Below are 14,945 nucleotides of genomic sequence, written 5' to 3'. Positions count from 1 at the left end.
CATCTCTGGCCGGATGAGGCGCCAGCCCGCGCCTTCTCGTCATGAGATTCTCGGGTCTGCGCTTCGCTTCGCCCGAGACAGCTTGGGACGACGGCGCTCGCCACCCGGCACTCACCGCAACGTGAACGCAATCCTGCATCGAACCCCGGCCGCCCTCAGCCGTTTCCTAACGGCCTGTCAGCTTTCTGTGCGTAAGGGGAGGTGGGTCTGTTCAAGAAAATCATGTTCTTCGTCCTCTCAAAGATCCTCTGGTTCCTGGCCTCGCCGGTGAATCTCGCCATCGGCGGGCTCGTGCTGGCGAGCCTGCTCGCCTTCACGCGCTTTTCCGGGCCGGGGCGCTGGCTCGGCCTTTTCTGCGTGTTCGTGCTCGGCCTGCTCGCCTTCAGCCCGCTGCCGCGCATCGTCGTCAGGCCGCTGGAGGATCGCTTCCCGCAGCAGGCGGTGAACTCCGGCAAGGTCGACGGCATCATCGTGCTCGGCGGCGCGATCGGCGTGGCGCGCGAGGACATCGTCCTCAACAACGCCGCGGCGCGGATGACCAAGGCGGTGGAGCTTGCCCGCGCCCATCCCGAGGCGAAACTGGTCTTCACCGGTGGCGGTGCTAATCTGCTCTCACCGGTGGTGCGGACCGAGGCTGACGGGGCGCGGCTGCTGTTTCTCGGGCTCGGCCTGCCGGAACACCGCCTGGTGCTCGAAGACAAGTCGCGCAACACGGTCGAGAACGCGGTGTTCACCCGCCGGCTGGTCGATCCCAAGCCCGGCGAGCGCTGGTTGCTGGTGACCTCGGCCTGGCACATGCCGCGCGCCATGGGCGTGTTCCGCAAGGCGGGTTTCCAGGTCGACGCCTTCCCGGTGGATTTCCTGTCCAGCGGCGAGCGGGCTGACTATCTGCGCCCCTACCGCAAGGCGGCGCGCGGGCTCGACATCGCCGACGACGCCTTCAAGGAATGGGCCGGGCTCGTCGCGTATTACCTTGCCGGCTATTCCGACGCGCTGTTCCCCGGACCGGCGCAGGTGGCGGCGCGACGCTAGGACGGCGGCTTTTCCTGGCTGATCGCCTCGAACAGTAGCCGAGCGGCCACCGCCGCTCCGTCGGCGCGGATCCTGCGAGCCACGTCGGTCGCCCGTGTTCCAGTCTCGGGCGCCAGCGCCACGGCGAGCGCTGCCGACAAGGACTCGAAGCTCGGTGTCGGACCATCATGAGCCGCGCCGATTCCCAAGTCGGCCACCCGGCTCGCCCAATAGGGTTGATCGACGATCTGCGGGACAATCACCTGCGTTGCACCGGAGCGGGCTGCCGCCGTCGTCGTGCCGGCGCCGCCATGATGCAGCACGGCCGCCATCTGCGGGAACAGTGCCTGCTGGTTGAGGTCGCCAGCGACGAAGCAATCGTCCCGGTCGTCATCCAGTGCGAGATCGGCCCAGCCCTGCAGCACGACCGCTCGGCGGCCCTGCGCCCGGACTGCCTCGATCGCCACGCGGGCGGCGTCCCTGGCCGACTGCATGAACATGCTGCCGAAGCCGATATAGATCGGCGGTTCGCCGGCCGCGAGGAACGCAACCAACTCCGCCGGAAGCGGACGCGTGTCAGGCAGGATCCAGGCGCCGGTCTGCACGGCGTCGCAGAGCTCGGTCTGCCGCCAGGCCCACAGCACCGGGTCCGAGGCCAGCAACGGCGTGTCCGTGAAGATGTGATCGCGGGCATTGTCGACGGGCGGCAGGCCGACCGAGGCGCGGTGCGCCCTGAGCGCCTCGCCGAACAGCGCATTCATGGTTCGTGCGTTGAAATCCCACAATTCGCGATTGTCGGTCACCTCCGGCGGCAGGGGATGGCCGGGATAGGGGAATGGCCGATGATGCTGTGAGGGCAGGAAGAGCGGGCAGAAGGTGACGTGGCGATAGACGAGGCCGATCAGTTCGGCCACCGACCGCGCGGCACTCGCCGACGGGAACAGGCCGGTCGCGACGATCGCATCGCAGCCTTCGGCCGCTGCGGAGATGGCGTCGAACTGCGCCGCCATCATGTCTGATGCAAGCGTGTGGAAGTCGGCCGGCGACGATGGCTTTGCCCGCTCCCTGACCCATTGGCGGATCGGCATGAAGGCCGGCGCCAGCGGCACGCCGGCCCGTGCCAGCAGGTCGGCGAATTCCCGGTCCGGTGGAGCGGAGACCACGGCCTCGGCGCCGAGCGCCTGCAATTCAACGGCCAGCGCCGCCATGGGCTCGACATCGCCGCGCGAGCCGTAAGTCGATAACAGGACACGCATTTTGCTACTCCCTTTGACCTGAGGTTCAGGTCGAGGGCAGCGTTCCTAGGCCATGGAGGGGGGCTTGCCGCAAGCCCCGGGGCGCGTTAGACGATGATAGTGGCAAAGGGCGGAGGCACTCCTCGGCCCTTTTTTTGTTGCTAAAGCTGCTCCTTGCGAGCTGGCAGCGCCGCCTTCGACCACCTTGCAGAGTACCAAGCAGGCGCGTTTATCGCTGACCGCAGACCGTCACCGCGGCACGATGCAAGCCGATCGCCGCGGAATGCCCTAGTCTTGGTCGGCTCCGTCATGCCCCGGTAGGCGCAGGCGATAGACGCCGCGGAAATCGTCGGGATCGACGGGGCGGCCCTTGCGGGTGATCACTAGCTTGCCGTCCTTCATCAACTGCACGGCGACGCGCCGGATCGGCTGCATCAGCGGGCCCCAGCCATCGGGGTGATCGCCGCCTAGGGTGCGGGCGATATCCATCGGCGAGGTCGTCCGATCGCTCCGCTCGCTGGTGAGACGCAGGATCGCCTCGGCGAGCTCGTCATCTGTCGGTGTGGTCATGCCGCTTGCTGAGCCGAGGAACGGGCTTCGTCAAGCGCTGCGACGTCCCGCACCGACGGCCGCCGCCGAATCCGAGGCGAATTGCCGGCGCCACATCACCGTCAGCACCGCTGCGGTGGCGACCAGGAAGAGCCAGGGCGAGATGAACCAGCCGAGATAGGCCAGTGCGAAGAAGAAGGCGCGCTGGCCGCGGTTGAAGTGCAGCCCGGCGACGATGTTCATCGCCACCGCCTCGCGCGCCGCTGCGATCGTTTCGGGCTTGTCGGCTTCGGTCCAAGGCGGGATCGCGCCGATCAGGATGGCGCAGTAGTTGAACAGCCGGTAGCTCCAGCTGAACTTGAAGAAGGCATAGGCGAAGATCACCGCGAGCCCGATCACCTTGATCTCCCAGGCGGCACGGGTCGTCGTGGTGGCGAAGGGCAGGTCGGCGAAGATCTGGACGACGCGGTCGGCCGATTGCAGCAGCGTCAGCGAGCCGCCGATGGCGATCAGCGAAGTCGAGGCGAAGAAGGCGGTGCCGTTCTGCAGGCCGTTCATCACCTGCGTGTCGATGATGCGGTTCTCGCGCTTGACCGATTCCATGATCCAGCGCTCGCGGCGCTGGTTCATCAGCGTGTTGAGGCTGCGCTTTGCGTGCGGGCCGGTTTCGACGGCCAGGAGATAGCCGATCCAGGCGGCGGCGAAGAACGCGATCGCGATCAGATCGAGTGGTCCGAATCCGGCCATGAGCCCCTCCCGCCGGCAGATTGGCGAGGCAGGGGCGCGCCTGCAAGCCTATCGATTGACGGTTGCCGCGGCAGCCGCCACCTTGCCGGCCCCGTGCAGGAGAACCGGCCATGCCGCAGACGATCACCAAGGGCTACAAGGCGCTGCTGGCCGAGGCGGAAACTGCGGTGAAGACGCTCTCGGTCGAGGAGGCGAAAGGCCTGGTCGGGCGTGACGACACCGTGTTCGTCGATCTGCGCGATCCGCGCGAGCTCGAGCGGGAAGGACGCATGCCCGGGGCCTTCCATTGCCCGCGCGGCATGCTGGAGTTCTGGATCGATCCGGACAGCCCCTATGCCAAGCCGGTCTTCCAGGAGGACAAGCAGTTCGTCTTCTTCTGCGCCGGCGGCTGGCGCTCGGCCCTCGCCGCCAAGACGGCGCAGGATATGGGGCTGAAGCCGGTCGCGCATGTCGAGGGCGGATTCGGCGCCTGGAAGAAAGCCGGCGCGCCCTTCGATGCGCCCGCGCCGAAGCAAGGCTGAGCCCGGCGCTTGTCCCATTTCGTCATCGTTTTGTTGGTCGTCTGCTTCGTCTTCCGCAAGCCGCTCGGCCGCCTGCTGGCGAAGCAGTTCCCCGACCGGGCCAAGCGCCAGCGTGTGCTCGCGACGATCATCGCGGCGTTCCTGCTGGTGATCGGGGTGAGGTTGCTGGCGCTGTTCTGGTAGGTTTTGCTCTTTAGCGTATCGGCTTGGGTTTGAAGTGATGTCTGATTCAATTGGCGCTTCCACGCGTCTCCTCACCGGCAAATGCCTGTGCGGAGCGGTCGGCTACGAGGTGGTCGATGCCTTTGAATATGCGATGAACTGTCATTGCTCGAACTGTCGGCGTACAACGGGCTCGGCATTCAAGCCCTTCGCCGGCATCAAGCGGAACCAGCTGCGGCTTGTCCGCTGCGACAAGCCCGTGTTGATTTTTGGCGACGAGCAGGCCGCGCATAATGTGAACTGCAGTGCTTGCGGCTCGCTTCTTTATTCGGTGGTGCGCGAGGGGGCTTATGTCCATGTCACCATGGGCACACTCGTCGATGAACCGCGCATCCGGCCGTCAGAGCACATTTTCGTCGGCTCGAAAGCGCTCTGGTACGAGATCACCGACGATTTGCCGCAATACGAGGAGTTTGCGGATCGCTGATTCCGCCCGCGCGTCGCGAAACATCGTGACCGCAATGCGAAGCCCGATCGGTTTCAGCTGCAACCGCCTCATGCATCAGGCGCGGCTTGCACAATAAGCGGGCATGCGGCATGTTGCTGGCCTTGGCTCCAACTCAGGAAAGGGAGGGCTGAATGAATTTCATCTTCACCGCCGCTCCCGCCATGCGGTCCCGCCACCACTAGGTCGGATCCGCACGAGGCCCGCCTCTTCGGCAGCCCGAGCCATCATTTCCAAGCGCGTTTTCTGAAGCCGCGGCCTTCGCTGCGCTTCGCCTGAATTTGGAGCCGGTCTCACCCTGACCGGATGCTTTCATGTCTCTTTCTCCCAAAACGGAGCGGCAGGAGCCGTTCCGGGCCGTTCTCGGCTTCACATTTTCGCATTGGGGCCGCCAGCGCTGGCGTGTCGCCGGCGTGGTCTTCACCGTGATGGCGGCGACCGCCGCCGACCTGTTCATGCCGCTCTATGCGGGGCGGCTGGTCGATGCGGTTGCCGGCGAGAAGGCGAGCGGGCTCGATGCCGCGCTCGCGGCGCTCGCCATGATGATCGCGCTCGGCGCCGGCACGGTACTGTTCCGGCACCTGTCCTTCATCGGCATCACCGAGATGACGCTGCGCACCATGGGCGACGTGGCGCGCGAGGCCTTCGCGCGCCTGCAGCGCTTCTCGACCGACTGGCACGCCAATAACTTTGCCGGCTCGACAGTGCGCAAGATCACCCGTGGCATGTGGGCGCTCGACCTGCTCACCGACACGATCGTGATCGCGCTGCTGCCGTCATTGATCGTGCTGCTCGGCACCACGGCGCTGCTGGCCTGGCACTGGCCGGCGATGGGCGCGGTCGTCTTTGCCGGCGCAGTGATCTACTGCGCGGTGACGATGGTGCTGTCGCTGCGCTTCGTCGCGCCAGCGGCGACGCTCGCCAATAGCTGGGACACCAGGCTTGGCGGCGCGCTGGCCGACTCGATCTCGTGCAACCCGGTGGTCAAGGCTTTCGGCGCCGAGGCTCGCGAACACAGCCGCCTGACCAGCGTGCTGGCGAAGTGGGCCGGGCGGACGCGGCGGACCTGGGTGCGCGGAACCTGGTCGGGAACCGCGCAGCAGGTCGTGCTGCTTGGCTTGCGTGCGGCGGTGATCGGCCTGGTGATCTGGCTCTGGGCCAATGGCCAGGCCTCGCCCGGCGATGTCGCCTTCGTGCTGACCAGCTATGCCGTCGTGCATGGCTATCTGCGCGATGTCGGCCAGCACGTGCACAACCTCCAGCGTTCGGTGAACGACATGGAGGAGCTGGTCGCGATGCACTCGCTGCCCTTCGGCGTGCCGGACCGTCCCGGTTCGACGGCGATGGACGTGACCGCCGGCGAGATCGCCTTCGAGCGGGTGACCTTCCACTATGGAGGCCACATCGAGCCGCTCTATCGCGATTTCTCGCTGACGATCAAAGCGGGCGAGAAGGTCGGCCTGGTCGGGCGCTCCGGCTCCGGCAAGACCACCTTCGTCAAGCTGGTGCAGCGTCTCTATGATGTCACCGGCGGGCGCATTGCTATCGACGGGCGCGACATCGCCTCGGCGACGCAGACCTCGCTGCGCGCGCAGATCGCGATCGTGCAGCAGGAGCCGGTGCTGTTCCACCGCTCGCTGGCGGAGAACATCGCCTATGGCCGGCCCGGTGCCAGCATGGCGCAAATCGAGCAGGCGGCGAAGCTCGCCAATGCGCATGAGTTCATCATGCGCCTGCCCAAGGGCTACGGCACGCTCGTCGGCGAGCGCGGCGTCAAGCTCTCGGGCGGCGAGCGGCAGAGGGTGGCGCTGGCACGCGCCTTCCTGGCCGACGCGCCGATCCTGATCCTGGACGAGGCGACCTCGAGCCTCGATTCGGAATCGGAGGCGCTGATCCAGGAGGCGATGGAGCGGCTGATGGAAGGCCGCACCACCATTGTCATCGCCCACCGGCTCTCGACGGTGCGCGCCATGGACCGCATCCTGGTCTTCGACCGCGGCAAGGTCGTGGAAGAAGGCCGGCATGAGACGCTGCTGACCCATGACGGCGGCATCTACCGGGCGCTGTTCGAGAAGCAGGTCAGCGAGCTGGCCAAGGGGCTGGTGGCGTAACGCCACCAGCTCCACCCCTGAATAGGGATTGCTCTAGCTGTCCGGCAGGCAACAGCCGGACAGCAGGCTGTCCCTGTACCAGACCGAGATCGTCATCGGCCTGTCCTCGTCGCTGTTGGTCGCCGAGCAGGCCTCGTGGCCGATGACGGCGCGGATCTCGCCCTTCGGTCCGAAGGTCACGCCGGCGATCAGCGTCGTGTTGCGGCTCTGCTGCAGGGTGAAGCGGGAGGTCGACGCCTCACCGTTCCCATCGGAGAACCGGGCCTTGCCGTCGGTCCCGAGCTTCAGGCTCCAATAGGGCTCGTCGCCACCGCAGCTGACGGGCGGTGCCGGCGTTTCCGGGGAACGGGCAAGAGCCGAGCCGGCCATCGGCATGGCGAGGAACAGCAGGACGGCTCCGGCAGCGATGGGCTTCATCGAGCTTCCTCTAACGACGCGTCAATTCGCCAAGAACAAGGCCTCACGCCGCCGCCCATATAGGACAGCGGCGCAAAAGCCTTAACGCGCGGCTCAAGCGGCCTGTTCTTCGCTCTCCGAGCGACGGCGCCCGAGCAGGAAGAACAGCGCCGAGCCGACGATGCCGATCGCGCCGGCCCCGGCGCCGACATAGATCATCTCGCTGTCCTGATCCGCCTGCTTGGCGGCGTCGTCGGCGATGATCACCGCATCCTTGCCGGGCTCGTCCGGCAGATACTTGATCTTCAGCGTGTCGACAGTGAGCTTGTCGTTGCTGATGATGCGATTGGCGAACTGGTTGGAGACCGAGATCTTCTCGGCCGTGCGGTCCTTGCCGGTGGCATCCTTCCAGGCGAGGTCGACGCTGTAGCTGGTGCCGCCGCGGCGGCGCTTAGTGCGGGTCGCGCCCTCGACCGAGGCCTGGGCCTCGATGCCCTTCGCCGCGATTGTCCTGACGCGCTCGCCATCCTGCCAGCTGAAGAAGGCGAGGACCGGTCCTCCGATCGCCGCGATCAGCAGCAGCCATTTGATCTTGCCGGTGATCCAGCCGACGATTCCGCTCATTGGGGCCTCCATCGAGACAGTTCGGGAAAGGAGCCCGGAGCTTCCGTCCGGACGCCTCCCGCCTGTCGCCGCCAGCGCGATTTTCGCGGTGGGGAAGGCGTCGCGCATGGCGTGCATGCACCAGCGTCGATCTTTCGAGACTCGAACTATTCGGATGCCTTGCCGGTACGGATTGTCGAGCTCGGCGCTGCGGCGCGCGGCCTGACGCCGGCGACCGGGCCGGCCGGCAGCGGCTCGCTCAGACTCTGAATCAGTGGCTTGCCATCCTGAATCGGCTTGCTCAGAAAACGATTCATCGAGGCTAGGTAAGTCTCTGGCAAGGCCAAGCTTCTGGCGCTGGCGATGACGCTTTCGAGATAGCCGGGGCGGGGGCGACCGACCTGCGCACTGCGCCCGACATAGATCAGCGCGCGCTTGGCGCCACCCTCGACCACGACCGGCTGGTTGATCTTGATGTAGAGCCCGCTTGCCAGCTCCTCGAACTTGTCGAGGGTGCGGATATCGCCGAGCGCGCAATCCCAGAGCACGCCATGGACGCTCTCGCGCGGGTCGCGGAGCACCGAGGCGTAGCCGTCCGTGGTGATGATGAAGCGATGGCGCGGCAGGCGGGCGAGGCCGAGCGGCGTCGAGCGTGGGCAGCGCTCGCGCATGCCGGCGACGTCCATGTTCAGGCCGTAGGCGAAGTAGAGGGGCATTGAACGCGGGCCAATTTGTCAGGCGAGGTCCCTTCTCCCCTCGGGGGAGAAGGTGTCTGCGGAGCAGACGGATGAGGGCGATCCGACCGGGTGAGACGAAGGCAGGTTGGTGCGTCCTTCCCTCATCCGACCCGGCTTTGCCGGGCCACCTTCTCCCCCGAGGGGAGAAGGAAGAACAGTCTCACTTCGTCTTGTTGAACAATTCCCGGCCGATCAGCATGCGCCGGATCTCGCTCGTGCCCGCGCCGATCTCGTAGAGCTTGGCGTCCCTGAGGAGCCGGCCGGTCGGGTAGTCGTTGATGTAGCCGTTGCCGCCGAGCAGCTGGATCGCGTCGAGGGCGAGCTGCGTCGCCTTCTCGGCTGCGATCAGGATGGCGCCGGCGGCGTCCTCGCGGGTGGTCTCGGCCCGGTCGCAAGCCTTGGCGACAGCGTAGACATAGGCCTTGCATGAGTTCATCGCGACATACATGTCGGCGACCTTGCCCTGGACGAGCTGGAACTCGCCGATCGACTGGCCGAACTGCTTGCGCTCGTGGATATAGGGCAGGACGATGTCCATCGCCGCCTGCATGATGCCGAGCGGGCCGGCCGAGAGCACGACGCGCTCATAGTCGAGCCCGCTCATCAGCACGTTGACGCCGCGGCCGACCGAGCCGAGCACGTTCTCTTCCGGAACCTCGCACTCCTCGAAGACGAGCTCGCAGGTGTCGGAGCCGCGCATGCCGAGCTTGTCGAGCTTCTGATGGGTCGAGAACCCCTTCATGCCCTTCTCGATCAGGAAGGCGGTGATGCCCTTCGGGCCGGCTTCCGGATCGGTCTTGGCGTAGACCACCAGCGTCTCGGCGATCGGGCCGTTGGTGATCCACATCTTGTTGCCGGTCAGGACATAGCGGTCGCCCTTCTTGATCGCCTTCGTCTTCATCGAGACGACGTCGGAGCCCGAGCTCGGCTCGGACATGGCGAGCGCGCCGACATGCTCGCCGGAGATCAGCTTGGGCAGGTACTTCTTCTTCTGCGCGTCGTTGCCGTTGCGGGCGATCTGGTTGACGCAGAGATTGGAGTGGGCGCCGTAAGAGAGGCCGACCGAGGCGGAGGCGCGGCTGACCTCCTCGATCGCGACGCAATGCTCGAGATAGCCGAGGCCGGCGCCGCCATATTCCTCCGGGACGGTGATGCCATGCAGGCCGAGCGCGCCCATCTCAGGCCAGAGATCGCGCGGGAACTGATTGGTCTTGTCGATCTCCTCGGCCCGCGGGGCGATCTTCTCCTGCGCGAAGGCATGGACGGTGTCGCGGATCGCGTCGGCGGTCTCGCCGAGGTCGAAATTGAAGGGGCGGGGCGCGTTGGCGAGCATGATGTCCTCCCGGCTCGGATGAGGCCTTTGCCCGGTTATAGCGCGGTTGGCCCTCAAGTCAGCGGGCATGGGTTGATAGTTGGTTCTGCGCCGATACGCAGGGTTCGAGAGCGACGCGCGGCAAATCCGCCACACCGGATCGATTTGCCGGGTTGTGAACGGCTGTTCATTGCCTTGCGTGCCGCGCTGCCCGAGCCTGCCCTTGGGTGAGAGGGCAGGATTGGTGTCGCAGACGATCGTTCTGGAGCTTGCGGTGAGCAGGCTGGCTCGGCCTGTGCCGGGCGTGATGTCGTCTGCCGTCTCCCTGCGCGCGCTCATGCTGGCGGCGGGGCTCGCGCTGCTCACCGCCGCGCCTGCCGCTCTCGCCCAGTCGGTGAGCGGCACCGGCGACGTCATTCCGGCGATCCCCACGCCGCCGCTGACGAGCTGGGACCTTGGTGGCGGACAACTCTTCGTCGGCGATTTCGGGACGGGAACACTGACCGTTGCAGGAGGCGGCACGGTCAGCAACAGCCGCGGCAATCTCGGCTATAATGCCGGTGCCAGCGGCACGGTGACGGTGACGGGCACCGGCTCGACTTGGACCAATAGCGGCGGGCTTTATGTTGGGTATCTTGGCACCGGCACGCTGACGGTCGAGGACGGCGGCAAGGTCTCGAGCACCCAGAGCTTGGTCGGTTATTACAGCAGCGGCAGCGGCACGGTGACGGTGAGCGGCGCCGGCTCGACCTGGGCGAATAGCGGCGAGATCTATCTCGGCATCTTCGGCACCGGGATGCTGACGGTCGAGAATGGCGGCAGCGTGACCAGCGGCGCCCTCATTCTCGGTCATGGCGGCACCGGCACGGGCACCCTGACCATCACGAGCGGTGGCACGGTCGCCAGCGCCGCCGGCATTGTCGGCCTTCCGGGCGGCGCCCACGGCACGGCGACGGTGAGCGGTGTCGGCTCGGCCTGGACCAATAGCGGCGACCTCTTCGTCGGCGACAGCGGCACCGGCACGCTGACCGTCGAGAATGGCGGCAGCGTCACCAGCGCCGCCGGCCATATCGGCTACAATACCGGAGCCAACGGCACGGTGACGGTGACGGGTTCCGGCTCGAGCTGGACCAATGGCGGCATCCTCCATGTCGGCTACAACGGCACCGGCAGACTGACCATCGCGAACGGCGCCACGGTCTCGAACACCGCCAGCACGATCGGCCATAATGGCAGTGGCGATGGCACGGTGACGGTGACGGGCGCCGGCTCGACCTGGACCAACACCGGCGCGCTCACGACCGGCTACTACGGTACCGGCACGCTGATCGTCGAGAACGGCGGCACGGTCACCAGCGCCGCCGCCACGATCGGCTACCACGGTACCGGCTCGGTGACGGTCGACGGCGCCGGCTCGTCCTGGACCAATAGCGGCGAGCTTTTCGTCGGCGATTACGGCGCCGGCACGCTGACCATCACGAATGGCGGGCAGGTCACCAGCGGCGCTGCCAATATCGGCTACAATGCCAGCGCCAATGGCACGGTGACGGTCGCCGGCGTCGGCTCGTCCTGGACCGCCAGCGGCGCCATCCAGGTCGGCTACCAGGGTACCGGGAGGCTGACGATCGAGAGCGGCGGCACTGTCTCGGGCACCAGCGGCACGATCGGCTCCAGCAATGGCAGCAACGGCACAGTGACGGTGACCGGCGCCGGCTCGACCTGGACCAACAGCGCTGAGCTTTATGTCGGCAACTCCGGTACCGGCACGCTGACGGTATCGAATGGCGGAACGGTCTCGAACACCACCGGTTACGTCGGCAACAACGCCGGCAGCAACGGCACAGTGACGGTGACCGGCGCCGGCTCGACCTGGACCAACAACGCTGAGCTCTCTGTCGGCAACTCCGGCACCGGCACGCTGACGGTATCGAATGGAGGAGCGGTCTCGAACACCACCGGTTACGTCGGCAACAACGCCGGCAGCTCCGGCACGGTGACGGTGACCGGGGCCGGCTCGACCTGGACCAATAGCGGCGACCTCCATGTCGGCAATTACGGCACCGGCACGCTGACCATCGAGAATGGCGGCACGGTCTCGAACGGCAACATTGGCTATGTCGGCTGGAACGGCGGCAGCGGCACCGTGACGGTGACCGGGGCAGGCTCGACCTGGACCAATGGCGATAGACTCGGGGTCGGCAACGGCACGCTGACGATCGCGGATGGCGGCGCGGTCTCGAACACCGGTGGCACAATCGCCGGAGGGTCCGGCAGCACCGGCACGGTGATAGTGACGGGTGCCGGCTCGACCTGGACCAATAGCGGCAATCTCGTTATCACGAGCGCCGGCGTGCTGAGGATCGAGGATGGCGGCGCCGTTTCGAGCGCCACTGGCCGGCTCGGCATCAACAGCGGCAGCGCCTCGGCGACGGTGACCGGTGCCGGCTCGACCTGGACCATGACCTACGAGCTTTCTGTCGGCGGGTTGGGCGCCGCCACGGTCACAATCGAGAATGGCGGCAAGGTGTCGAGCGGCGCCGGCCATGTCAGCGGCCACGATAGCGCCGGCACGGTGACAGTGACCGGTGCCGGCTCGAGCTGGACAAATTCCGGCAGTCTTTATCTCGGCAATAACGGCGCCGGTACGCTGACCATCGCAGATGGCGGCAAGGTTTCGAACACCAACGGCTATATCGGCTACTCTGGCGCCAGCACCGGTGACTCCGACACCGGTACCGCGACAGTGACCGGCGCCGGCTCGACCTGGACCAATAGCGGTTTTCTGCGTGTCGGTCGTGCAGGTACCGGGACGCTGACCGTCGCGGCCGGCGGCAAGGTCTCGAACACCTCCGGCCATATCGGCGCCAATGCCGGCGGCACCGGCACGGTGACGGTGACCGGCGCCGGCTCGACCTGGACCAACAGCGCCGAGCTCTATGTCGGATATCAGGGCACCGGCACGCTGACCATCGCCGATGGCGGCTCGGTCACGAGCGCCGGCAATGGCGGCTCCATCGGCACGCTGGCCGGCTCGACCGGCACGGTGATCGTGACCGGTGCCGGCTCGAGCTGGTTCAACAGCAACGTCTCCGCGATCACCGGCGAGCTTTATGTCGGCGCGGCCGGCACCGGCACGCTGATCGTGGAAAATGGCGGCACGGTCAGAAGTACCTCCGGCTATCTCGGCTATGCCTCCGGCGGCAGCGGCACAGTGACGGTAACCGGGACAGGCTCGCGCTGGACCGTCAACGGGCTGCTCGATGTCGGCCGTGACGGCACCGGCACGCTGACCATCGCCGATGGCGGGGCGGTCCAGGCCTCCGGAACCCAGATCGGAAGGAACGGCGCCGGCACTGGCTCGGTGACGGTCACAGGTGTCGGCTCGGCCTTAGACACCCGAACGATCACGATTGGCTCGAACGGCACACTGACGATCGACAAGGGAGGCTACGCCCTAGGCACGGGAGTCTACGCCGATGGAACTGGCGCTACACTGAACGTGCTCGGCGATGCCACGAACGGCCGCGGCGTCTTTGAGGTCATCTTCATCTATGCCAACTATGGCACGGTCAATCTCAACGGCGGCATCCTGCGCGCGAGCAGCAACCGATACGATTTCTTAGGCAGCACCGATGTGCAGACCATCGGCGCGAATGGCGCCTTCTTCGACAGCAATGGCTATGATATCGGCGTCCTGGTCAATTTCGACGGCACGGGCGGGCTGACCAAACTCGGCGCCGGCACGCTGACCTTGACCGGCACGAGCAGCTATAGCGGCGGGACGAGCATCTTGGGCGGCACGCTCTCGATCTCATACGACGCCAATCTCGGCGACGCCTCGGGCGGGCTGACGCTGGATGGCGGCAGCTTGCAAGTGACGGGCAGCTTTTCCTCGTCGCGCGCGGTGACCCTGGGCAGCGCCGGCGGCGGGATCGATGTGGTGAGCGGCCAGAGCTTCTCCCACAGCGGCACGATCTCGGGCACGGGCGGGCTGATCAAGACGGGCGATGGCACGCTGATTCTCTCGGGCACCAGCACCTATTCGGGGGCGACTACCGTGTCGTCCGGGACGCTCTACATCAACGGGTCCGGCGCCATGTCGGCGGCGTCCGACTATACCGTCGCGGGCGGCGCGCTCCTCGACGTCAACGACACGCTCGGCACGGTGACGGCGGGCTCGATCGCCGGCGCCGGCCAGATCCGGGTCGGGAGCGGCTCGACACTGGAGGCCGGCGCGACTAACGCCTCGACCACCTTCAGCGGCACGATCTCTGGCGATGGCGGACTGCGGAAGGTCGGCACGGGGACGCTGACGCTGACCACTGGAAACACGTATTCGGGCGGCACAGTGATCGCCGGCGGTACGATCAGCATCTCGAAGGGGGACAGGCTCGGCGACGCCTCGGGGGCGTTGACGCTGGATGGCGGCGTGCTGCAGGTGACCGATACCATACTGCACGAGCTGACGCGCGACATCGTCCTCGGTGCGAATGGCGGCGGCTTCGACATCGTCGAGGCCGGCAATACCTTCACCGTCAGGCAGTCCTTCTCCGGCACAGGCTCGCTCTCGAAGGCCGGCGCCGGCACGCTGGTGCTCGCTGGCACGCATAGCTATTCGGGCGCGACCACGGTGTCAGGCGGCGTGCTGCGGGCAGGTGCTGCCAATGCATTCTCGCCCAACTCCGCCTTCACGGTCGCGAGCGGCACGACGCTCGATCTCGCCGGCTTCAGCCAGACGATCGGCTCGCTCGCCGGCACCGGCACGGTCGCACTCGGCAGCGGCACGTTGACGGCCGGCTCCGACAACTCGTCGACGAGCTTCTCCGGTTCGATCACCGGCACAGGCGGCGTTAGCAAGACCGGCACCGGCACGCTGACGCTCACGGGCAGCAACACCTACACTGGCGCGACCAAGGTCTCGTCCGGCAAGCTCGTCGTGAACGGCTCGATCACGAGCAGCGTCACGCTCGACGGCGGCACGCTCGGCGGCTCCGGCACGATCGGCGGTGTCAGCGTCGCCAGCGGCGGCACGGTCGCGCCGGGCAATTCGATCGGG

At 66.7% G+C, this 14,945-nt stretch carries 13 protein-coding genes; 6 read left to right on the top strand and 7 right to left on the bottom strand.

What is annotated here, in order from left to right; all coding sequences use genetic code 11:
• Positions 1 to 222: 222 nt before the first annotated feature.
• On the top strand, positions 223 to 1,032 hold the full coding sequence (locus AC07O0_RS29670) for a YdcF family protein (RefSeq protein ID WP_494628381.1): 810 nt from the start codon (positions 223 to 225) through the stop codon (positions 1,030 to 1,032).
• Here AC07O0_RS29670 and AC07O0_RS29665 read toward each other — a convergent pair.
• The 3 genes from AC07O0_RS29665 to AC07O0_RS29655 form a co-directional block, all read right to left on the bottom strand.
• A complete protein-coding gene (locus tag AC07O0_RS29665) occupies positions 1,029 to 2,267 on the bottom strand; it encodes a glycosyltransferase (RefSeq protein WP_494628379.1) in 1,239 nt (412 codons plus the stop codon). The genes AC07O0_RS29670 and AC07O0_RS29665 overlap by 4 nt on opposite strands.
• 267 nt (positions 2,268 to 2,534) lie before the next feature.
• Complete coding sequence (locus tag AC07O0_RS29660; RefSeq protein ID WP_494628377.1) at positions 2,535 to 2,816, bottom strand: DUF3253 domain-containing protein; 282 nt, start codon at positions 2,814 to 2,816, stop codon at positions 2,535 to 2,537.
• 30 nt (positions 2,817 to 2,846) lie between these two features.
• Positions 2,847 to 3,542 (bottom strand): DUF599 domain-containing protein, encoded by a 696-nt coding sequence (locus tag AC07O0_RS29655; protein WP_494628375.1) that lies wholly within the window; start codon positions 3,540 to 3,542, stop codon positions 2,847 to 2,849.
• A 110-nt stretch (positions 3,543 to 3,652) separates the two neighbouring features.
• On the opposite strand from AC07O0_RS29655, the gene AC07O0_RS29650 reads away from it, so the two are divergent.
• From AC07O0_RS29650 to AC07O0_RS29635, 4 genes are all read left to right on the top strand, one after another.
• Positions 3,653 to 4,063 (top strand): rhodanese-like domain-containing protein, encoded by a 411-nt coding sequence (locus AC07O0_RS29650; RefSeq protein ID WP_494628373.1) that lies wholly within the window; start codon positions 3,653 to 3,655, stop codon positions 4,061 to 4,063.
• Positions 4,064 to 4,072: 9 nt separating this feature from the next.
• On the top strand, positions 4,073 to 4,246 hold the full coding sequence (locus AC07O0_RS29645) for a hypothetical protein (protein WP_494628371.1): 174 nt from the start codon (positions 4,073 to 4,075) through the stop codon (positions 4,244 to 4,246).
• A 37-nt stretch (positions 4,247 to 4,283) separates the two neighbouring features.
• The gene (locus AC07O0_RS29640; RefSeq protein WP_494628369.1) at positions 4,284 to 4,712 is read left to right on the top strand and encodes a GFA family protein; all 429 of its coding nucleotides are present in this window, start codon (positions 4,284 to 4,286) and stop codon (positions 4,710 to 4,712) included.
• A gap of 332 nt (positions 4,713 to 5,044) precedes the next feature.
• Positions 5,045 to 6,841, top strand: coding sequence for an ABC transporter ATP-binding protein (locus tag AC07O0_RS29635; RefSeq protein WP_494628367.1), 1,797 nt, complete (start codon positions 5,045 to 5,047; stop codon positions 6,839 to 6,841).
• A gap of 33 nt (positions 6,842 to 6,874) precedes the next feature.
• Here the strand turns inward: AC07O0_RS29635 and AC07O0_RS29630 are convergent, their stop codons facing one another.
• The 4 genes from AC07O0_RS29630 to AC07O0_RS29615 form a co-directional block, all read right to left on the bottom strand.
• Positions 6,875 to 7,258 (bottom strand): hypothetical protein, encoded by a 384-nt coding sequence (locus tag AC07O0_RS29630; RefSeq protein WP_494628365.1) that lies wholly within the window; start codon positions 7,256 to 7,258, stop codon positions 6,875 to 6,877.
• A 93-nt stretch (positions 7,259 to 7,351) separates the two neighbouring features.
• Complete coding sequence (locus AC07O0_RS29625) at positions 7,352 to 7,861, bottom strand: hypothetical protein (RefSeq protein ID WP_494628363.1); 510 nt, start codon at positions 7,859 to 7,861, stop codon at positions 7,352 to 7,354.
• Between the two features lie 146 nt (positions 7,862 to 8,007).
• Positions 8,008 to 8,556: a gamma-glutamylcyclotransferase family protein gene (locus AC07O0_RS29620; protein WP_494628361.1), complete on the bottom strand. Its 549-nt coding sequence runs from the start codon at positions 8,554 to 8,556 to the stop codon at positions 8,008 to 8,010.
• A gap of 181 nt (positions 8,557 to 8,737) precedes the next feature.
• Complete coding sequence (locus AC07O0_RS29615) at positions 8,738 to 9,910, bottom strand: isovaleryl-CoA dehydrogenase (RefSeq protein ID WP_494628359.1); 1,173 nt, start codon at positions 9,908 to 9,910, stop codon at positions 8,738 to 8,740.
• 253 nt (positions 9,911 to 10,163) lie between these two features.
• Here AC07O0_RS29615 and AC07O0_RS29610 point away from each other — a divergent pair.
• Positions 10,164 to 14,945, top strand: a 4,782-nt coding sequence (locus tag AC07O0_RS29610) for a beta strand repeat-containing protein (RefSeq protein WP_494628357.1), incomplete at its 3' end; no start/stop codon positions are given.

The organism is Allobosea sp. GW821-FHT10B12 (genome assembly GCF_059415545.1).
The sequence above is the reverse complement of the archived record's forward strand: the minus strand, read 5'-3'. Positions and strand labels throughout refer to the sequence as shown.